Origin of the sequence: Corynebacterium confusum (assembly GCF_030408715.1) — a bacterium.
GTDB lineage: Bacteria > Actinomycetota > Actinomycetes > Mycobacteriales > Mycobacteriaceae > Corynebacterium > Corynebacterium confusum.
In genome coordinates this window covers 2,097,594-2,117,178 of the sequence record NZ_CP047202.1, presented here as the reverse complement: position 1 = coordinate 2,117,178, position 19,585 = coordinate 2,097,594, and the positions used below count along the sequence as shown (strand labels likewise).

Below are 19,585 nucleotides of genomic sequence, written 5' to 3'. Positions count from 1 at the left end.
CCTCCAATCTACCGCGAGCCCGGCCCGCTAGAGCGAGACGAATTCCACCGCCGGGCTGTCGACCTTGCCGTCGCGCAGGGTAAGCACCAGCTGGTGGTTGGGGTTGATGGAGATGTCGAACTCGCGGTCCGTGGCGATGAGCCGGGACAGACTGTTGTGCGCCCAGGCGGCCTCACCCGTGCAGTCCTCGCTGCGCTCGTCGTAGCGGACCTCGTCGAAGCGCAGGTAATCGGCGTCGCGCACGTTGGCGGCGTCCTCTCCCTCGGCGTAGGAGACCTTGGCCACGAAGCGGGCACAGCCGGTGGTGCCCACCGCGGTCGACTCGCCGAAGCTGATGGACGGCACATTGGTCACCGCCTCGGAGATGGTCGACAGGGCCTCCGGATCCGTGTAGATACCCGTTACCTGCCAGTCCTTGCCGACGATGCGCTCGTCGCCGGGGGCGGTCGGCGCAGGCGGCTCGGAATCCCCGCAGCCGGCCAGCACCAGCGCGGCGGCGGCCAGGCAGGTCCCGGCCTGGGTCATAGGCTTCATTCGGACTTGGCCTCCCCGAGGGCCTGCAGGAAAGCTTGCGCCCAGACTTGGACGTCGTGGTCGCGCACCTGGGCGTGCAGGGTTTTCATATTGGCCTCCATGGTCTCTGGGCTCTCGCGCAGCCCGACCACCGCTTGGCGGAGGGCGGACTTGACCGATTCGATATCGAACGGGTTGCACAGGTGGGCCTGCTCCAGCTCGTTGGCCGCGCCGGCGAACTCGGATAGCACCAGGGCGCCGGAGCCGTCCTCGTGGCAGGCGACGTATTCCTTGGCCACCAGGTTCATGCCGTCCTTGAACGGCGTGACCAGCAGGACGTCTGCCAGGCGGTAGTACTGTCGCAGCACCGGCTTCGGCACCGAGCGGTGGCTGTAATGCACCACCGGCTTGCCGATGCCCCCGAAGCGCCCGTTGATGCGCCCGACGGCTTCCTCCACCGCGGAACGGGTCTGCTGGTAGTGTTCGATGCGCTCGCGCGAGGGGGTGGCGATTTGCACCAGGACGACCTTCTTCGGGTCCAGCGCGCCGGTTTCCAGCAGCTCCTCGAAAGCGCTCAGGCGCTGGAGGATGCCCTTGGTGTAGTCCAGGCGGTCCACGCCCAGGATGACGGTTTCCGGGTTGCCCAACTCCGCGCGCAGGCGCTCGACCTCGGCGACGTCCGCCTCGGTTGCCGGCGGGAAGTCCCCCATGTCGATGGAGATGGGGAAGGCGCCGATCCGGGTGAACCGGCCGTCGGGCGCTTCGACTTGCGCGCTGGCGCGCCGGGTAGCCACCTGTCCGCTCACACTCAAGCCCTGGGCTTGGGCCAGGCCCAGGAAGTTGTGCACGTTGGATTCTAGGTGGAAGCCCACGACGTCGGCGCCGAGCAGGCCGCGGATGAGCTCCTCGCGCCAGGGCAGCTGGCGGAAGAGATCCGCGGGTGGGAAGGGGATGTGCAGGAAGAATCCGATGGTCAGATCCGGGCGCAGCTGCTCCAGGATGCCGGGCAGCAGCTGCAGCTGGTAGTCCTGCACCCACACGGTTGCGCCCTGGGCGGCGACGCTGGCCACCTCGTTGGCAAAACGCAGGTTGACGTCGCGGTAGGTGGCCCACCACTCGCGGTGGTAGGCGGGGGTCACGATGAGATCGTGGTACAGCGGCCACAGGGTCGCGTTGGAAAAGCCCTCGTAGAACTCCTCGTAGTCACGCTGGGACAGCCGCACCGGGTGCAGGTGGATGCCGTCGTGAGTCGTAAAAGGTTCCGGGGCCGCGTCGGCCACGCCGGGCCAGCCCACCCAGCAGCCCTCCTGCTCCCGCAGGACCGGGGATAGGGCAGCGACCAAACCACCCGGGGAGGCCTTCCATTCCTGGGAGCCGTCCGGGTGGGTGACAAGGTCAACCGGCAAACGGTTGGCCACGACCACAAACTTGTTGGTACCGGCCATGGCAGGTCCTTAAGACTTCTTCGTCGACTTCTTGGTGGACTTTTTGGAAGCCTTCTTCGTAGATTTCTTCGTCGACTTCTTAGTCGATTTCTTGCTGGCCTTCTTCGTGGACTTTTTGGAAGCCTTCTTGGTCGACTTCTTCCCGGCCTTCTTGGTGGTCTTCTTCGTCGACTTCTTCGGCTCGGGCTCGCCGTACTCGGCCAGTACCTTCTTGTGGACAAGGCCGTCGGGCTCGACCCCCAGCATGGACATCAAGGTCACGCCGTCCAGAAAATCCTCGGCATAGGTGGAGACCACGCGGCGGGCGGCTGCGGCGGTCTCTTCCTCCACGGCGTTCATCTGCTCAACGTTGGGCTGGGTGTCAGTGACCTTGGGTGGCACGTATTCCTCCTACGGTGCGACGGCGCTAAATAAGCTAGTAGCTTCAGACCGTATATTGTACGCTACCGGCCTGGCTCAGCGCTGGTCGGGATCCGCGTGGGCGGCGTAGAACTCCTCGGTACCGGGGGTGGTGTAGATGGTTTCCTCGCGCAGCGGCTGCGGCTGGGCCGGCCACTCTGAGCGCTGTGGCCAGTGATCGTCGAGCTCCCCGGCATCCACCTGGGCCTGCCACTGCTGGGTGGCGCTTTCGTCCTGGCGCTGGCGGGCCTGCTGCGCGGCCGTCGGCGGCTTCGGGCCGTGCACCGGCGGGGGAACCGGGCACTCCTGGCGGGGCGCGAACGGGGACAGCGGCACCCGCGGGATGCGCGGGCGGCTGTTGGCCAGGCGCGTGGCCTGGTGGAAGGAGTACCGGCCCAGGCGCTTGAAGGCGGAGTAAGGGCGGAAGTACTTCGGGCGGCGCAGGCGCCGCGCACCGCGCTCACCGAAGACCACGCCGGCGGCCAGTGCGCCGGCGATGGCCAGGGCGGTGACCAGGTTGGTCATGCCGGTGATCATCTGTTCGTTCAGCGCGGCGTACATGCCGCGGTAGAGCGTCAGGCCGGGCAGCATGGGCGTGTAGCCACAGATCATGGTCACCAGCGGCGGGATCAGGAAGCGGCGGGCCATCAGGCCGCCGGCCAGGCCCACGGCCACGGCGGAAATACCGCTGGCGATGACCGTGGAGACCCCGAAGGGGATAATGACGAAGTAGTAGAAGAACATACCGGCCGCGGCGGTCAGCCCGGAGATGATGGTCTCCGACCAGGAGGCGTAGCAGGCCCAGGCAAACCCGGCCGAGCCCACGCCGCCGCACAGGATGAGCAGCGGGATCTCGTGGTAGACCGGCGGGGCGATGGTCGCCAGCGGCGGCAGGGTGAACCCGATATAGTCCACGAACTGGATTCCCACGCCGACACCGGCGATGATGGCGCCGGTAGACAGCAAGGCCTCAAAGAAGCGGGCAGAAGAGGTCACCGGGGCCTTGGTGATGCCGTCGACCAGACACTGCACCAGCGTCAGGCCGGCCACCAAGACGACGATGCCCATACCGATGACCTGGCTGGGTGAGAAGGTCAGGCCGATGCTCGACGCCACGCGGTAGAAAAAGGCCGCGGGCACGACGGCGATGAACCCGCCGACCATGTTCTGGTAGAAGGGCGGTAATCGGAACCTACCCAGCCACGCGTTGGCGGACATGATGAGCAGGGCGACGAAGAAGGAGACGACGCCGACGAAGATGTCGCCGCCCAGCATGACGGAGAACGTCCCGCCCATCACGCCCCAGCCCAGCAGGGAGGAGCGCACGCTGCGCGGCGGCTTCATCGCCTCGATGTCGTCGAGCATCTTCTCCGCCATCGCCGGCGGGGTGGAGCCCGAGTGGATGGACCGGATGAGCCGGTCCACCGCCGCCAGTCGGGAGAAGTTCACGTCCAGCCCGCTGGCGACCCGGAAGACGGTCACCGGCCGGCGGTCGGAGCCGGTGCCGATATTGGTGTGGATGGTGATCGTGTTGAGCACGATCCCCACGTGGCAGTAGTGCAGGCCGTAGGAGGCCGCCGCCAGGTAGACCTGCGCGCGGGTGTCGGAGTTCGACGTACCCGAACAGATAAGGAGGTCGCCGATCCGGGCGGCGATCTCCATGACGCCGGTGACCTGGGCCGGGTCGGTCAGATCAATGGGCGCCAGCGGGGAGGGCGGCGGCGCGGCCTTCGCCGCATCGATAGTGGCGATATTGCTGCTGTTGCCCGGAAAAATCCCGCGCAACTTGGAAAAAACTGACACGCGCTATCCTTTAGCGAGCTGGGTTAAAAACGGGTGGAATAAGGAACCTACCCGGAAGCCTAGTGCCTGAAAAGCGCTCACGCATAACCCGCCTTCACCCGCGCCTTTTAGGTACTCCTAAAGGCCCATCGCCGCCACTCTTTTCGTCCCCGAACGACCGTAAGGTAGCATTTACACGTCGTCACGGAGTGCAATCCACCCGTGGCGAAGGCTGGAGTGGCGCAATTGGTAGCGCAACGCACTTGTAATGCGTAGGTTGCGAGTTCAAGTCTCGTCTCCAGCTCCAAAGCGCCATCGCAAAGACGTTTTCCGGCGGCAGAGGATTGATATCGATCGCCCAAGAGTCCAGGAAATGCCCAAAAATTTGACCGGGACTCCTGAACCTAGTTTTCCTCCGGCAGCTGGCTAAGCATGAACTCGATGAGCTTGGCGCGGTTGTCGGCGCTGAGCTTGGTCTCGGTGATGTGGTCGTGGATCCAAAGGCCCTCGCCCATGATGAGGGCGATGAGTTCGGCCAGGTCGGCATCGTTAGCGATTGCGGCGGCTGGGTCGGGGCCCCAGCGCAGGCTGACGGATTCCCAGGGGGCGGAGTACTCCGGATCGGTCTGGGCGTGGATGTTCATCAGCAGCTCGGCGAGGGGATCGTTTTTCGCCAGGGAGCTCAGCAGGGCGCGCAGGCGCTGGGTTGGGGTGAGCTCGTCGGCCTTGCGCCCGCCGGCGTAGTCCTCCAGCTCGGATTCCCAGCGCGCGGCGCCATAGGTGTGGATGTCGCGCAGCAGGGCGTGCCGGGAGGGGAAGTGGTAGATAAGCCCGGACTTGGACAGCCCGGTGGTCTCCGCCAGGCGGTCGTAGGTCACGGCATGGATGCCGTCCTCGCCGATGATCTCAATGGCGCTGGCGAGGATCTGATCCTTCTTGCTAGTGCGAGCCAACGTAACCACCGGACTTGGGGTTGTGGCGGAAGCAGTAGGCGGTGACTGCGGCAAAGCCCACGGTGACTGCGGCCAGGATGCAAAGCGTGTACATGTACCCGTCATTGTAGGCCACGGCGGCGGCCGCGTGGGTGGAGTCTTGGTAGAGGGCCTCCATACCGAGGGAGGCGGTGTTCTCCGGCAGGCCCTGGGCCATGAACAGCGGGACTAGGGAACCAGTGATCGCGATGGAGAGTAAGGTGCCGAACTCGTAGGAGACTTCCTCCACGCTGGCGGCCATGCCGGAGCGGTGCGGCGGGGCGGCGCCGATGATGGCGGTCGAGGCGACGGACATCGCCAAGCCTGCGCCCATGCCGGTGAAGACCATAGCGACGACGAAGAACCAAAGGATGTCGTGACGGCCGGCCCAGAAGGCGACCCCGACGCCGGCGGCCATGAGGACGAAGCCACCGGAAATAAGCGGCAGGAAACCCACGCGGTGCAAGTTAGCCCCGCCCAGCGTCGAGGTCGGCACGGCGGCAATCGCCATCGCGGAGATGATCAACCCGGCCTGCAGCGGGCTGAAGCCGTCGACGAGCTGGAGTTTCTGCGTGGTGGTCATCTCCACGCCGGCTATGGCGAACATCGCCCCGCCGGCGGCCAGGACGCCGCCGGTAAAGATGGGCGAGCGGAAGACGTCGAAGGTCAGCAGCGGTTCGATCAGCTGGCGCTGGCGGCGGGCGAAGAAGAAGCTGCCGATGGCGCAGACGATGAGCGCGCCGGCGACCATGCCCCAGTTCGGTTCGGTGCTGGCCGCGGACTTGATGGCCATGACCAGGCTGGACAGGGTGACCAGGGCCAGCAGCGAAGAGACCAGATCCCAGTGCTTGTCCGGGTTGGCGATATTCGGCGGCGCCAGCAGGCGGGTGGCCACCAGGGCGATCACCACGATGGGCACGTTGATGAGGAATGCCGAGCCCCACCAGAAGTGCTCGAGCAGGAACCCGCCTACGGTCGGGCCGGCGGCGGCGCCGACGACGGCGACGGAGGCCCAGATGCCGATGGCGGTGTTGCGCTCCACCTCGTCGTGGAAGGTCAGGCGGATAAGCGCCAGGGTGGCCGGCATCATGATGGCGGCGCCGAGGCCCAGGACCGCGCGGGCGGCAACCAGTGCCCAGGCGGAGGGGGCGAAGGCGGCCGCTAGGGAGGCGGCGCCGAAGATCCACAGGCCGTTAACGAACATGCGGCGGTGGCCAATCTTGTCACCCAGCGTGCCGGTGCCTAGCAACAGGCCCGCGAGCACCAGCGCGTAGGCGTTGATGATCCACAGTTGCTGGGTGGAATCCGTGTGGAGCTGCTCGTTGAGCGCGGGCAGCGCGGTATAGAGGATCGAGTTGTCGAGTCCCACCATCAAAAGGCCGGAGGAGATAACGGCGAAGAAGGACCAGCGGGCGCCCTTAGACATGGTCTCCTCGGGGTGCAGAGTCGTCGTTTGCATGCCGATTACTGTAACGACCGGTCGGTATTGTTTACAACCCGAAGGGTGTGGAGTGGCGGAAATCATAGAGGTGCGCCGCCTGTGAGAAGGCGAGCCTTATAACCGCTGAATATGGATATTTGGCCGGTTCGGGAGCACAATGGCGGAGGAGATTAATTAATAACCGAAGGAGTTGAATCATGGCTCGTTCATACGCTGAACAGTTGGTAGCAACGCTAGAAAAGCAGGGCATCCGCCGTATCTACGGTCTGGTAGGCGATTCGCTGAACCCGATCGTTGACGCCGTGCGCCAGTCGGACATCGAGTGGGTGCACGTCCGTAACGAGGAAGCCGCAGCGTTCGCCGCTGAGGCCGACTCCCTGACCACCGGCGAGCTGGCCGTGTGCGCGGCCTCCTGCGGCCCCGGCAATACCCACCTCATCCAGGGCCTGTACGACGCCAATCGCAACGGCGCCAAGGTGCTGGCCATCGCCAGCCACATCCCGTCCCGCCAGATCGGCTCCACCTTCTTCCAGGAGACCCACCCCGAGTCCATCTTCCAGGAGTGCTCCGGCTACTGCGAGATGGTTAACTCTGCCGAGCAGGGCGCGGTGATCCTCCACCACGCCATCCAGTCCACCATGGCTGGCAACGGCGTGTCCGTCCTGGTTATCCCGGGCGACGTCACCACCCAGGAGGCCGACGATGACACCTTCACCGACTCGGTGATTTCCACCGGCCGCCCGGTCGTCTACCCGGACCCGCGCGAGGCTGCCGCTCTGGCCCAGGCCATCAACGAGGCCAAGAGCGTCGCCCTGTTCGTGGGCGCCGGCGTCAAGGACGCCCGCAAGGAGGTCCTCGAGCTGGCCCAGAAGGTCAAGGCCCCGATCGGCCACGCCCTGGGCGGCAAGATGTACATCCAGTACGACAACCCCTTCGACGTCGGCATGAACGGCCTGCTGGGCTACGGCGCCGCGCACGACGCCACCAACGACGCCGACCTGCTCATCCTGCTGGGCACGGACTTCCCGTACAACGACTTCCTGCCCAAACACAACGTGGCCCAGGTCGACATCAACGGCTCCCACATCGGCCGCCGCACCAAGATTTCCTACCCGGTGGTCGGCGACGTCGCCGCCACGCTGGCCAACATCCTGCCGAGCGTCGAGGAAAAGACCGACCGCTCCTTCCTGGACAAGATGCTCAAGGAGCACTACCGCAAGCTCAACCACGTCGTCGAGGCCTACACCAAGGACGTGGAAAAGCAGACCCCGCTGCACCCGGAGTACCTGGCGGACATCATCGACGACGAGGCGGACGACGACGCCATCTTCACCGTGGACACCGGTATGTGCAACGTCTGGGGCGCGCGCTACATCACCGCCAACGGTAAGCGTCAGCAGATCGGCTCCTTCCGCCACGGCACCATGGCTAACGCCTTGCCGCAGGCCATTGGCGCCCAGGCTGCCAACCCGGACAAGCAGGTCATCACCTTCTCCGGCGACGGCGGGCTGTCCATGCTGATGGGCGAGCTGCTGACCGTGAAGCTGCACAACCTGCCGGTTAAGATGTTCGTGTTCAACAACTCCTCGCTCGGCATGGTCAAGCTGGAGATGCTGGTCCAGGGCCTGCCGGAGTTCCAGACCGACCACGCGCCGGTCAACTACGCCAAGATCGCGGAAGCCGCCGGCATCAAGTGCATCCGCATCGAGGACCCGAAGAAGGCCCGCAAGCAGATCAAGGAAGCCATGGCCTTCGACGGCCCGGTCCTGATCGACATGATCACGGACCCGAACGCGCTCTCCCTGCCGCCGACCCTGACCTTCGAGCAGCTGCTGGGCTTTTCCAAGGCCGCCACCCGCACCGTCTTAGGTGGCGGCGTGGGCAAGATGTTGGGCATGGCTAAGTCCAACCTGCGCAACATCCCGGCCTCTGTGGTCTAGTCCTTCAGTGGTCTAGTACCACGCGTTTTCGGTGAAAACTGCGGGCCCAGCACGGCTGGGCCCGCTTTTTCTAACTCACAGGTTCCTTGCAGTAACCGGTCAGTACCTTTGATAATTGAAGTGGCAGACTGCTGTGTAGTAGCTGAGAGAACCAGATTCTCTCCTAGCAGCCCCGCAAAGGGCGCGGATTTTGCCTCGAGTAGGTCCGCGGTACCGGTGGGCTGAGAGGTCCCAATAGTAGAAAGCGATGGTCACAACAATGGACGACAAGAGCACCGAAAACGTTAAAATCCTCGTCGTAGACGACGAGCCCAATATTGTCGAGCTGCTGACCGTGTCCCTGAAATTCCAGGGCTTCGACGTGCGCACGGCCAATTCCGGCACCGAGGCGCTGCGGATTGCCCGCGAAATTAACCCGGACGCCTACATCCTGGACGTCATGATGCCGGGTATGGACGGCTTCGAGCTGCTGGGCAAGCTGCGCTCCGAGGGTCTCGACGGCCCGGCGCTCTACCTGACCGCCAAGGACAGCGTCGAGCAGCGCATCCACGGCCTGACCATTGGCGCGGACGACTACGTGACCAAGCCGTTTAGCCTGGAAGAGGTCATCACCCGCCTGCGCGTCATCCTGCGCCGCGGGGCCAGCGTGGAAGACGAGTCCAACAACGCGACCATGTCTTATGCCGACCTGACGCTTAACGACGACACCCACGAGGTCACCAAGGCGGGCAAGATCATCGATCTGTCGCCCACCGAGTTCAACCTCCTGCGCTACCTCATGCAGAACAAGGAGGTCGTCCTGTCGAAGGCCAAGATCCTGGACAACGTCTGGCACTACGACTTCGGTGGCGACGGCAACGTGGTCGAGTCCTACATCTCCTACCTGCGCCGCAAGATTGATACCGGCGACACCCCGCTCATCCATACCGTTCGCGGCGTGGGCTACGTGCTGCGCACCCCGCGCAGCTAAGACCCGTACCTGACCTTCAAGAGAGATTGCCCCGTCCCCCAGCATGACCGACACCGAAACTAGCGCCCGCCAGGCCGCAGCACCTACCTCCGCGTGGGCCAAGGTAAAGCGGGTGTTTAAGGGCCGCTTCAAGACCACCGCGATGCCCCTGCGCACCTGGCTGGTGGTCCTGCTCGTGGTGGTCTCCGGCCTGGGCCTGGTTGGCAGCTCCGTGGCCGTCTCGTCGATCATGCGGGACGTGTTGTACAACCGCGTGGACGAGGACATCGCCTCCGCGGCCAAGGGCTGGGCGCAAAGCCCCGAGCTGTTCACCCTGGGCGACCGCTCGCAGCGCCCGCCGACGGACTTCTGCGTTATCAAGATCTACCCCAACGGCTCCATCGAATACTTCAACGTCTTCGACTCCATGCCGCGGGTCGACGGCCTCTACATCGGCGGTTCCCCGGAGACGGTGGAGTCCACGACCGATTCCGCGGTAAACGAGGTCAAGTGGCGAGCACAGGCTTTTGAGACCGACGGGGTGGTCACGGTCGTGGCCAAGTCCCTGGGCAGCGAAGCAAGCATCCTGCAGGGCCTAGCGGTGGTCCAGGTGCTGATCCTGTCTCTCGTCATCGCACTCATCGCGCTGGCGGGCTATTGGTCCATCCGGTGGGCGCTGCGCCCGCTGCGGGTGGTGGAAAAGACCGCCTCGGAAATCGCCGCCGGGGACCTGAACAAGCGCGTGCCCGAGTGGCCGCTTCACACCGAGGTCGGCCAGCTGGCGGCAGCGCTCAACGTCATGCTGGGGCACCTGCAGCGCTCCGTGGAGGAGGCCCAGACGAAGGAGGGGCAGATGCGCCGGTTTGTCGGCGACGCCTCCCACGAGCTGCGCACCCCGCTGACCAGCCTGCGCGGCTATACGGAGCTCTACCGCTCCGGGGCCACCCAGGACGTAGACCTGGTCCTGTCCAAGATCGATTCCGAGTCGACGCGCATGTCGCTGCTGGTCGAGGACCTGCTCTCGCTCACCCGTGCCGAGGGCAACCGGCTAGACAAGAAGCTGGTCGACATGCTGGAGCTGGCCTTGGCGGTCGGCTCCTCGGCCCGGGCGGCCTTCCCCGGTCGGGACATCCAGGTGGTCAACAAGTCGAATTCCGTGCCCGTGGTCGACGGCGACCCGGACCGCCTGCACCAGGTCTTGCTCAACCTGATTTCCAACGGCATCCGCCACGGCGGCGACGACGCGGCGGTGACCCTGCAGTTGCGCCGGGACGCGACGGACGTGCTGCTCGACGTCATCGACGACGGCAAGGGCATGGACAAAGACGTAGCCGCCCATATCTTCGAGCGCTTCTACCGCGAGGATAGTTCGCGCACGCGGGACACGGGCGGCTCGGGCCTGGGGCTGGCCATCGTGAAATCCCTGGTGGAACAGCATGGCGGCAGCATCACGGTGGATTCGACCCCGGGGGAGGGGTCGGTGTTTACCGTGCGCCTGCCAGCCTATCCGGAGGCCGACGACCCCGCGGCTTCGGCGGATTAGGCTGGGCGGCCCTCCGAGTCGGTGCCCAGGTGCTGGCGGATGCGGGCGGCCGCCTCGTCCATGGCGGCCGAGTCGGTGTCCTCGGCGGCGTAGGTCTTGGAGAAATCGTATTCCGACATCTTCTCGGTGGGGAAGAGGTGGATGTGGGTGTGGGGGACATCGAAGCCGGCGATGATGTAGCCGGAGCGCGGGGTGCCGAAGGCGTTCTTGATGGCCTGGCCGATCCGCAGGGCGACCTGGTTCAGGTGGCCCCAGGTCTCCGGATCGAGGTCAGTCCACTTGTCGACCTCTTGCACCGGCACGACCAGGGTGTGCCCGTAGCGCAGCGGTTCGATCGACAAAAACGCCACGCACTGCTCGTCCCGGTAGACAAAGCGGCCGGGGAGTTCTCCGTTGATGATCTTGGTAAATACAGAAGCCATGGCCCCAGGCTACCGGCAAGTTAAGATAGACGGCATGCGTATTCTCGTGATTGGCTCGGGCGGCCGCGAACATGCCCTCTTGAAAGGACTAGCCGCTGATCCGGCGACCACTGAATTGCACGTGGCGCCGGGCAGCCCGTGCATGGACCGGATCGCCACCGTGCACGCGGATTACACCCAGGTAGACGACTCGGCCCAGATGACGGGCCTGGCCCAGGACATCGCCGCGGACCTGGTGGTCATTGGCCCGGAGGTACCCCTGGTGGCAGGCGTTTCCGATGCCCTGCGGGACGCCGGCATCGCGGTCTTCGGCCCCAACCAGGAGGCCGCCCAGATCGAGGGCTCGAAGGCGTTTGCTAAGGACGTGATGGACGCGGCCGGCGTGCGCACCGCGCACGCGGAGACCATCGGCCCGGACGCCGCGGAGGACGAGATCTCCCGGGTCCTCGACGAATTCGGCCCAGTCTACGTGGTCAAGGACGACGGCCTGGCCGGCGGCAAGGGCGTGGTGGTCACCGAGGACCGCGAGCAGGCCGAGGAGCACATCAAGGCGGTGCACAACGGCGGCAACTCGGTGCTCATCGAGTCCTTCCTGCCCGGTCCGGAGGTCTCCCTGTTCTGCCTGGTCGACGGCGAAACCGTCGTGCCGCTGCTGCCGGCCCAGGATCACAAGCGCGCTTACGATAACGACGAGGGTCCCAACACCGGCGGCATGGGCGCCTACACGCCGCTGCCGTGGCTGCCGCAGGATGGCGTCAACACCATCGTCGATGAGGTCTGCGCGCCCGTTGCCCGCGAGCTGGTCGCCCGCGGCACCCCCTATTCGGGTCTTCTCTACGCCGGCCTGGCGTGGGGCCCGGAGGGCCCGGCGGTCATCGAGTTCAACTGCCGCTTCGGCGACCCGGAGACCCAGGCCGTGCTGAGCCTTTTGACCTCCCCGCTGGCGGAGGCCCTCAACGCGGTGGCCACCGGCAAGCTGGCGGAGCTCAGCCCGCTGGAGTGGGAGCCCGCCTTCGCCGTGACTGTGGTGCTGGCCGCCGAGGGGTACCCGGCCTCCCCGCGCAAGGGCGACGAGATCACCGGCGACGCCCTGGAGGATCCGGAGCGTATCCTGCACGCGGGCACCACCGCGGCCGAGGGCAAGGTGGTCTCCAACGGCGGGCGCGTGCTCAACGCCCTGGGCAAGGGCTCGACCCTCGCCGCCGCCCGCGAGGCCGCCTACGCGGTGCTCGAAGGCATCACCATGGACGGTGGCTTCTACCGCCGCGACATCGCGCTGGCCGCCCAGGAAGGGCGCATCGAGGTGCCCGGCCAGGACCGCTAGCAGGCGCGGGCGCCCGGCTGTTCGGGCAACAAAGTTAGAAGCTCCAGTCTGCGTCGTAGGTGGCCTCGGCGCGCCCGATGACGTAGGAGGAGCCCGATCCGGAAAAGAAGTCGTGGTTCTCGTCCGCGCTGGGGGCCAGCGCGGTCAGTACCGCCGAGTCCACGGCCGTGGACGAATAGTCAAAGCGCGCCGGGTATCCCAGGTTCATGAGCGCCTTATTGGCGTTGTAGCGCACGAACGTGGCCACGCCGTCCATTAGCCCCAGGGGCTCGTAGAGCTCTGCCGAATACTGCAGCTCGAGTTCGTAGAGCTTGTCGAGCAGGTCGTGCACGAAGTCGTCGAGCTCCGCGGCGCGGTGCGGGGCCCTTTCTAGGCCCCGCTGGAACTTGTAGCCGGAGTAGTAGCCGTGCACCGCTTTGTCCCGCAGGATGAGGCGGATGAGATCTGCGGTATTGGTCAGGGTGCCGCGCGCGGCGAAGTGGAGCGGGAGGTAGAACCCCGCGTAGAGCAGCAGCGATGAAAGCAAGGTGGCCGCGGCCTTGCGCTTTAGCTTGTCCGCGCCGAAGTAGTGGCGGGCCACCATTTTGACGCGCCGCTGGAGCAGGTCGTTGTCCACCGCCCACTGGTAGGCGGCGTCGATTTCCTCCGTGGTGGTCAGGGTTGAAAAGATCGAAGAATAGCTGCGCGCGTGCACGGATTGCATGAAAGCGATGTTGGTGTAGACCGCCTCCTCGTGCTCGGTTTGGGCGTCGGGGATCTGGGAGACCTCGCCCACCGTGGCTTGGAGCGTGTCCAACAGGGTCAGCCCGGTGAAAACGCGGATGGTCTGGGTGCGTTCCGTAGCCGTCAGCCCGTGCCAGTCGTTCAAGTCATTGGACAGCGGGACCTTCTCGGGCAGCCAGAAATTGGAAGTCAGCCGGTTCCAGACCTCTAGGTCCTTCGGATCCTGGGTGCGGTTCCAGTTGATGGGCCGCACGCGGGCTGCCGGTGTCCGCTTGAGCTCGGGCGGGGTGACGGACTGCGAGATAATGGACAATTCTTGCTCTCCTTTAAGGCTTGGTGGTGGGGTGGGTAAAAGCGTTGCGTATGACGGCCGGTCAGTGGGCCCAAAAATAGGCCAGTCCCGCGTTGACGCGTTCGACGTCGAAGGGGGTGCCGAGAAGCTCGAAGTGGTACAGCTCCGGGACCCCGGTCTTGTCAGCAATCAGTTTTCCGGCGACGCAGAAATCCTCGCCGAAATTGGTGTTTCCGCTCGTGATGACGCCGCGCAAGAGGGCGCGGTTGGCAGGCACGTTGAGGAACGCCCGCACCTGGCGCGGGATAGCTTGCGCGCGGTTGCCGCCGCCGTAAGTGGGGACAACCAAGACGAAAGGCCGAGTGGCCAGCAGCATGGGCTCGCGTTTAGGGCGCAGGGGGATGCGCGCGGCGGGCCGGTTGAGCTGGGCTACGAAACGGTGGGTGTTCTCGGAGGCGGAGGAAAAATAGATCAAATCGGTCGCGCACGTTCGGAACGAATCGACAGAATACGTCATGAGGCAAATTTAAACTACGGCACGCCGTAGTTTCAAGTTTGTTAGAGTATCCCCATGGACATCGAGCTCAATGACCTGCCGGTTAGCACGCAGAACTACCTCAAAGCCGCGTGGCTGCTGAAGGAATGGTCCGCCGAACCGGTCACCAAGACCGCGCTAGCCGCCCGCGTGGGCGTCACGTTGTCCTCGGCGTCCGACGCCGTTCGTAAGCTCACGCAGCAAGGGCTCTTTACCGACACCCGGTACGGGGCGCTCGACCTGACGGCGGACGGCCGCGAGCTCGCGGTCCAAATGGTCCGCCGCCACCGGCTTATCGAGGCCTACTTGCAAGAAAAGCTGGGGTATACCTGGGATGAGGTCCATGCCGAGGCCGAGGTCCTCGAGCACGCGGTATCCGATCTCTTGGTAGCGCGCATCGATGACGCGCTCGGTCGCCCCACCCGTGACCCGCACGGGGATCCGATTCCCGCCGCCGACGGCGTAGTGGACCAGCCGAGTGCAGTGCAGCTTAGCCAGCTGCCAGTGGGGGCCGCGGCCCGCGTGGAGCGCGTCTCCGACGCGGACCCCGAGTTGTTGCGTTTCCTGGCCTCCCACGGCGTGCGCGCCGGGGTGGAGGTGCGCACCCAAGCGGGGGCGGCGTACACGGAGACGGTCGAGGTGGTGACGCAGGAAGGATCCGTACATTTGGGGGCAGCTGCCGCCGACGCCATCTGGGTTGCCCCCGCGTCTTAGTCACGTGGAATAATGAGGGCTTGTGGCTGAAAAGAAGAAGATTAACAACGTCCTGTCCTCCCGCTACGCTTCGGCGGAGCTGACCGAAATCTGGAGCCCCGAGCACAAGATCGTGCTCGAGCGGCAGCTGTGGATCGCGGTCATGCGCGCCCAGAAGGACCTGGGGGTGGATATCCCCGACGAGGCGATCAGCGCCTACGAGGCAGCGGTCGAAGACGTCGACTTGGACTCCATCGCCCAGCGCGAGCGCGTTACCCGCCACGACGTGAAGGCGCGTATCGAGGAATTCAACGCGCTGGCCGGCTACGAGCACATCCACAAGGGGATGACCAGCCGCGACTTGACCGAAAACGTCGAGCAGCTGCAGATCTACCGCTCCCTGCAGATCATCCGCGACAAGGCCATCGCCGTGGTGGCCCGCATGGGCGAGCACGCCGACAAGTACCAGCACTTGGTCATGGCGGGCCGCTCCCACAACGTCGCCGCCCAGGCCACCACCCTGGGCAAGCGCTTCGCCTCCGCCGCCGATGAGATGCTGCTGGCCATCGAGCGCGTCGAGGCACTGCTGAACCGCTACCCGCTGCGCGGCATCAAGGGCCCGATGGGCACGGCCCAGGACATGCTGGACCTGATGGGTGGGTCCCATGACAAGCTGGCCTCCCTGGAGACCGCCGTAGCGGACTACCTCGGCTTTAGCCGGATCTTCGACTCCGTCGGGCAGGTCTACCCGCGCTCGCTGGACTTCGATGCCGTCTCCGCCCTCGTCGAGCTGGGCGCGGCGCCGTCTTCGCTGGCCACCACCATCCGCCTGATGGCCGGCAACGAGACCGTCACCGAGGGCTTCAAGGAAGGCCAGGTCGGTTCCTCTGCCATGCCTCACAAGATGAACGCCCGCTCTTGCGAGCGCGTCTGCGGCTTCCAGGTCATCCTCCGCGGCTACCTGACCATGGTCGGCGACCTGGCCGGGCAGCAGTGGAACGAGGGCGACGTTTTCTGCTCCGTCATCCGCCGTGTCGCACTGCCGGACGCCTTCTTCGCGCTGGACGGACAGTTCGAGACCTTCTTGACCGTGCTGGAGGAATTCGGCGCTTTCCCGGCCATGATCGACCGCGAACTCGAGCGCTACCTGCCGTTCTTGGCCACCACTCGCATCCTAATGGCGGCCGTGCGCGCCGGGGTGGGACGCGAGACCGCCCACGAGGTCATCAAGGAAAACGCCGTCGCCGTGGCGCTGAACATGCGCGAAAACGGCGCGGACCAAGACCTAGTGGAGCGCCTGGCCGCTGATGAGCGCCTCCCCCTTGACAGGGCTGCCCTGGATGAGGCCCTCGCCGACAAGCACGCCTTCATCGGCGCTGCGGAAGCGCAGGTAGGCCAGGTTCTGTCCCGGATCGCCGAAAAGGCGGACCAGCACCCCCAAGCCGCCCAGTACCGCCCGGGCGAGATTATTTAGCCCACCGGCGCGCTAAGATGTGGGGCATGCGACCACGTCTTAGCGATTATCAGCACCTCGTATCCGGCAAAGTCCGCGATATCTACGCCATCGATGAGCACACGCTGCTCATGGTGGCCAGCGACCGGATTTCCGCCTTCGACTTCGCCCTGGAGCCCGCCATCCCGGACAAGGGGCGGGTGCTGACTGCGACCTCGCAGTTCTTCTTCGACGCCATCAATTTCCCCAACCACCTGGCCGGCCCGGTCGACGACGAGCGGATCCCAGAAGAGGTCCTGGGCCGGGCATTCGTGGTCAAGAAACTGCAGATGCTGCCTTTCGAGTGTGTGGCCCGCGGCTACCTGACCGGCTCCGGGCTGAAGGAATACCAGGCCAACGGCACGGTCTGCGGCATCGAACTGCCCTCCGGCCTGGTGGAGTCCTCCCGCCTGCCGGAGCCCATCTTCACCCCGGCTACTAAGGCCGAACAGGGCGAGCACGACGAGAATGTCACCTACGAGCGCGTCGTGAAAGACCTCGGCGCCGACCGCGCCGCCCAGCTGTGCAACGCCACGCTGACCATCTACGCCCAGGCCGCCCAGATCGCCGAAGAGCGCGGCATCATCCTGGCTGACACCAAGTTCGAGTTCGGCCTGGACAGCGACGGCACCCTCGTCTTGGCCGACGAGGTGCTGACCCCGGACTCTTCCCGCTACTGGCCGGCCGACTCCTACGTCGAGGGCGAGGTCCAGCCCAGCTTCGACAAGCAGTACGTCCGCAACTGGCTGACCTCGCCGGAATCCGGCTGGGACAAGGCCTCCGAGACCACCCCGCCGGCCCTGCCGGACGAGATCGTCTCCGCCACCCGCCTGCGCTACATCGAGGCCTACGAGCGTCTATCCGGCAAGCAGTTCATCGATTGGGTAGGCTAAAGCCCACGCAGCGGGCGGGAGTGACCCGCTGGCCGGGTAGCGCGTTGACGTAGGATGGGGGCCTATGACTGATGAATCCATGCATGCTCCGGTAGCCCCCGTTCGTCCGATTTCGCGCCAATTCCACGGCCGCACTTTCGTCGATGATTACGAGTGGCTGCGGGATAAGAAGTCGCAGGACACGCTGGACTACCTCAACGCGGAAAACGACTACACCAAGGCGCAGACCGCGCACCTGGAGACGCTGACCGAGAATATCTACCAGGAGATTAAGTCCCGCATCAAGGAAACGGACATGTCCGTTCCCGTGCGCCAGGGCGATTACTGGTACTACGGGCGCTCCCAGGAGGGCAAGAGCTACGGTCTGTCGTGCCGCCTGTCGGTCGAGGAGGGCGCGGACCCGTGGTTCCCGCCCGTCATCCCGGAGGAAGGTCGCCCGGCAGGCGAAGAGGTGCTGCTCGACCTGAACGAGCTGGCCGAGGGCAACGAGTTCTTCTCTCTGGGGGCCTCTTCCATCACGACCTCGGGGCGTTACCTGGCGTATTCCGTCGACGTCAGCGGCGACGAGCGCTTTGAGCTGCGCATCAAGGACCTGGCTACGGGCGAGTTGCTGGACGATCACCTGATGGGCCTGTTCTACGGCGCGACCTGGGTCGGCGAGGACTACATCTTTTACCAGACCGTCGACGAGGCCTGGCGCGCCGATAGCGTGTGGCGCCACAAGGTAGGCACGCCGCAGGAAGACGACGTGCGCATCTTCTACGAGGAAGACGCCCACTTCAGTGTTGGAGTGGGCGGCACCCGCAGCGACAAGTACCTGTTCTTGGTCTCCAGTTCGAAGATCACCTCGGAGTTCTGGGTGCTGGAGCAGGACCAACCGGAAGGCGAGTTCCAACTGCTTTGGGAGCGCGAATCCGGGGTCGAATACGAGGTGGACCACGCCGTCATCGACGGCGAGGACCGCTGGATCGTCACCCACAACGCTGCCGGCGCCAACTTCGAGGTCACCGTCTGCTCGGCGCTGACGAAGGACACCGGCCTGCCCGCCCTGCGCGATACCCAGGTGCTGGTCCCGCACCGCGAGGACGTGCGCATCGAGGGAGTGGATACCTATCAGCACCAGCTGGTGCTGGTCTACCGCAACGGCGGCATCGGGCGCATCGCCATCATGCCGCTGACCGAGGGTGAGGGGCTCGGCGAGTTCACCCAGGTCGACTTTGACGAGGAGATCTATACCGCCGGCACCACCGGCAACCCGGAGTGGGACACCCCGGTCATCCGCATGGTCTACGGCTCATTCACGCAGCCTGCTCAGGTCCTGCAGTACGACGTGGCCGCCGGCGAGCGCACCCTGCTGAAGCAGCAGGAGGTCCAGGGCGGCTACGACCCCGGCGACTACACCGCCTATCGCCTGTGGGCCACCGCCCAGGACGGCACGGAGATCCCCGTCTCCGTGGTGCACCGCGCGGACCTAGACACCTCCGCGCCGCAGCCGATGCTGCTCTACGGCTACGGTTCCTACGAGACCAGCGTCGACCCCGGGTTCTCCGTCACCCGCCTGTCGCTGCTGGACCGCGGCATGATCTTCGCCGTCGCCCACGTCCGCGGCGGCGGGGAGATGGGCCGCGGCTGGTACGACCACGGCAAGCTCATGGAGAAGAAGAACACCTTCACCGACTTCATCGATGTTGCCGATGATCTCATCGCCCGCGGCCTGACCAGCCCGGACCGGCTGGCGGCGGAAGGTGGTTCCGCGGGCGGCATGCTGATGGGGGCGGTGGCGAATATGGCCCCGGACCGTTTCACCGCCATCCAAGCCGCCGTGCCTTTTGTTGACCCGCTGACCTCCATGCTCATGCCGGAGCTCCCGCTCACGGTGGTGGAGTGGGACGAGTGGGGCGACCCGTACCACGACCCGGCCTTCTACGACTACATGGCCAGCTACGCCCCGTACGAGAACGTCACGGCGCAGGATTACCCGAACATCCTGGCCACGACCTCGCTGAACGATACCCGCGTGCTCTACGTAGAACCCGCCAAGTGGATCGCCAAGCTGCGCACCGTTGCCAGCGGCGGCCAGTTCCTGCTGAAGACGGAGATGGTCGCCGGCCACGGCGGCGTGTCCGGACGCTACGACAAGTGGCGCCAGAACGCCTTCGAATACGCCTGGATCATCAACCAGGCCACGGGGTGTACCGAGTAGCGTTCTCGACGCGCGGAACCTAGAA

The 19,585-nt window shown here is 65.4% G+C and carries 17 protein-coding genes and 1 tRNA gene; 9 read left to right on the top strand and 9 right to left on the bottom strand.

Annotated elements, in window-relative coordinates:
• Nucleotides 1-27 precede the first annotated feature (27 nt).
• From CCONF_RS09815 to thrE, 4 genes are all read right to left on the bottom strand, one after another.
• Nucleotides 28-534, bottom strand: a complete 507-nt coding sequence (locus CCONF_RS09815) for a hypothetical protein (protein WP_290223226.1) — start codon at nucleotides 532-534, stop codon at nucleotides 28-30.
• Complete coding sequence (locus tag CCONF_RS09810) at nucleotides 531-1,958, bottom strand: alpha,alpha-trehalose-phosphate synthase (UDP-forming) (RefSeq protein ID WP_290223225.1); 1,428 nt, start codon at nucleotides 1,956-1,958, stop codon at nucleotides 531-533. Before CCONF_RS09810 ends, CCONF_RS09815 begins: the two co-directional genes overlap by 4 nt.
• A 9-nt stretch (nucleotides 1,959-1,967) precedes the next feature.
• Nucleotides 1,968-2,339 carry a hypothetical protein gene (locus CCONF_RS09805; protein ID WP_290223223.1) on the bottom strand — a complete coding sequence of 124 codons (372 nt, stop codon included), beginning with the start codon at nucleotides 2,337-2,339 and terminating at the stop codon, nucleotides 1,968-1,970.
• A gap of 75 nt (nucleotides 2,340-2,414) precedes the next feature.
• Nucleotides 2,415-4,160 carry a threonine/serine exporter ThrE gene (gene thrE / locus CCONF_RS09800; protein WP_290223221.1) on the bottom strand — a complete coding sequence of 582 codons (1,746 nt, stop codon included), beginning with the start codon at nucleotides 4,158-4,160 and terminating at the stop codon, nucleotides 2,415-2,417.
• Nucleotides 4,161-4,370: 210 nt separating this feature from the next.
• Between thrE and CCONF_RS09795 the strand changes: the two genes are divergently transcribed.
• Nucleotides 4,371-4,446: transfer RNA gene (locus CCONF_RS09795), tRNA-Thr, on the top strand.
• 97 nt (nucleotides 4,447-4,543) lie between these two features.
• Here the strand turns inward: CCONF_RS09795 and CCONF_RS09790 are convergent.
• Together CCONF_RS09790 and CCONF_RS09785 are read right to left on the bottom strand one after the other, a co-directional pair.
• Nucleotides 4,544-5,092, bottom strand: a complete 549-nt coding sequence (locus tag CCONF_RS09790; protein ID WP_290223219.1) for a TetR/AcrR family transcriptional regulator — start codon at nucleotides 5,090-5,092, stop codon at nucleotides 4,544-4,546.
• Nucleotides 5,079-6,569, bottom strand: a complete 1,491-nt coding sequence (locus CCONF_RS09785) for an MFS transporter (RefSeq protein WP_290223217.1) — start codon at nucleotides 6,567-6,569, stop codon at nucleotides 5,079-5,081. Before CCONF_RS09785 ends, CCONF_RS09790 begins: the two co-directional genes overlap by 14 nt.
• Nucleotides 6,570-6,748: 179 nt before the next feature.
• Here CCONF_RS09785 and CCONF_RS09780 point away from each other — a divergent pair, with 179 nt between their 5' ends.
• The 3 genes from CCONF_RS09780 (at nucleotide 6,749) to CCONF_RS09770 (ending at nucleotide 10,983) form a co-directional block, all read left to right on the top strand.
• On the top strand, nucleotides 6,749-8,491 hold the full coding sequence (locus tag CCONF_RS09780) for a pyruvate dehydrogenase (RefSeq protein ID WP_290223215.1): 1,743 nt from the start codon (nucleotides 6,749-6,751) through the stop codon (nucleotides 8,489-8,491).
• Between the two features lie 247 nt (nucleotides 8,492-8,738).
• Nucleotides 8,739-9,461 carry a response regulator transcription factor gene (locus tag CCONF_RS09775; protein ID WP_409338181.1) on the top strand — a complete coding sequence of 241 codons (723 nt, stop codon included), beginning with the start codon at nucleotides 8,739-8,741 and terminating at the stop codon, nucleotides 9,459-9,461.
• Nucleotides 9,462-9,504: 43 nt separating this feature from the next.
• Nucleotides 9,505-10,983, top strand: a complete 1,479-nt coding sequence (locus tag CCONF_RS09770) for a sensor histidine kinase (RefSeq protein ID WP_290223212.1) — start codon at nucleotides 9,505-9,507, stop codon at nucleotides 10,981-10,983.
• Here CCONF_RS09770 and CCONF_RS09765 read toward each other — a convergent pair.
• On the bottom strand, nucleotides 10,980-11,405 hold the full coding sequence (locus CCONF_RS09765; RefSeq protein ID WP_290223209.1) for an HIT family protein: 426 nt from the start codon (nucleotides 11,403-11,405) through the stop codon (nucleotides 10,980-10,982). The genes CCONF_RS09770 and CCONF_RS09765 overlap by 4 nt on opposite strands.
• 34 nt (nucleotides 11,406-11,439) lie before the next feature.
• Here CCONF_RS09765 and purD point away from each other — a divergent pair, with 34 nt between their 5' ends.
• Nucleotides 11,440-12,729 (top strand): phosphoribosylamine--glycine ligase, encoded by a 1,290-nt coding sequence (gene purD, locus CCONF_RS09760; protein ID WP_290223207.1) that lies wholly within the window; start codon nucleotides 11,440-11,442, stop codon nucleotides 12,727-12,729.
• Nucleotides 12,730-12,763: 34 nt separating this feature from the next.
• Here the strand turns inward: purD and nrdF are convergent, their stop codons facing one another.
• Together nrdF and nrdI are read right to left on the bottom strand one after the other, a co-directional pair.
• Nucleotides 12,764-13,765, bottom strand: coding sequence for a class 1b ribonucleoside-diphosphate reductase subunit beta (gene nrdF, locus CCONF_RS09755; RefSeq protein ID WP_290223205.1), 1,002 nt, complete (start codon nucleotides 13,763-13,765; stop codon nucleotides 12,764-12,766).
• A 61-nt stretch (nucleotides 13,766-13,826) separates the two neighbouring features.
• Nucleotides 13,827-14,261 (bottom strand): class Ib ribonucleoside-diphosphate reductase assembly flavoprotein NrdI, encoded by a 435-nt coding sequence (nrdI, locus tag CCONF_RS09750; RefSeq protein WP_290223203.1) that lies wholly within the window; start codon nucleotides 14,259-14,261, stop codon nucleotides 13,827-13,829.
• A gap of 54 nt (nucleotides 14,262-14,315) precedes the next feature.
• Between nrdI and CCONF_RS09745 the strand changes: the two genes are divergently transcribed.
• The 4 genes from CCONF_RS09745 (at nucleotide 14,316) to CCONF_RS09730 (ending at nucleotide 19,560) form a co-directional block, all read left to right on the top strand.
• A complete protein-coding gene (locus CCONF_RS09745; RefSeq protein ID WP_353959501.1) occupies nucleotides 14,316-14,993 on the top strand; it encodes a metal-dependent transcriptional regulator in 678 nt (225 codons plus the stop codon).
• Between the two features lie 22 nt (nucleotides 14,994-15,015).
• Nucleotides 15,016-16,446 carry an adenylosuccinate lyase gene (purB, locus tag CCONF_RS09740; protein ID WP_290223201.1) on the top strand — a complete coding sequence of 477 codons (1,431 nt, stop codon included), beginning with the start codon at nucleotides 15,016-15,018 and terminating at the stop codon, nucleotides 16,444-16,446.
• A gap of 26 nt (nucleotides 16,447-16,472) precedes the next feature.
• A complete protein-coding gene (locus CCONF_RS09735; RefSeq protein ID WP_290223198.1) occupies nucleotides 16,473-17,357 on the top strand; it encodes a phosphoribosylaminoimidazolesuccinocarboxamide synthase in 885 nt (294 codons plus the stop codon).
• 64 nt (nucleotides 17,358-17,421) lie between these two features.
• On the top strand, nucleotides 17,422-19,560 hold the full coding sequence (locus CCONF_RS09730) for a S9 family peptidase (RefSeq protein ID WP_290223197.1): 2,139 nt from the start codon (nucleotides 17,422-17,424) through the stop codon (nucleotides 19,558-19,560).
• The last annotated feature ends 25 nt before the right edge of the window (nucleotides 19,561-19,585 follow it).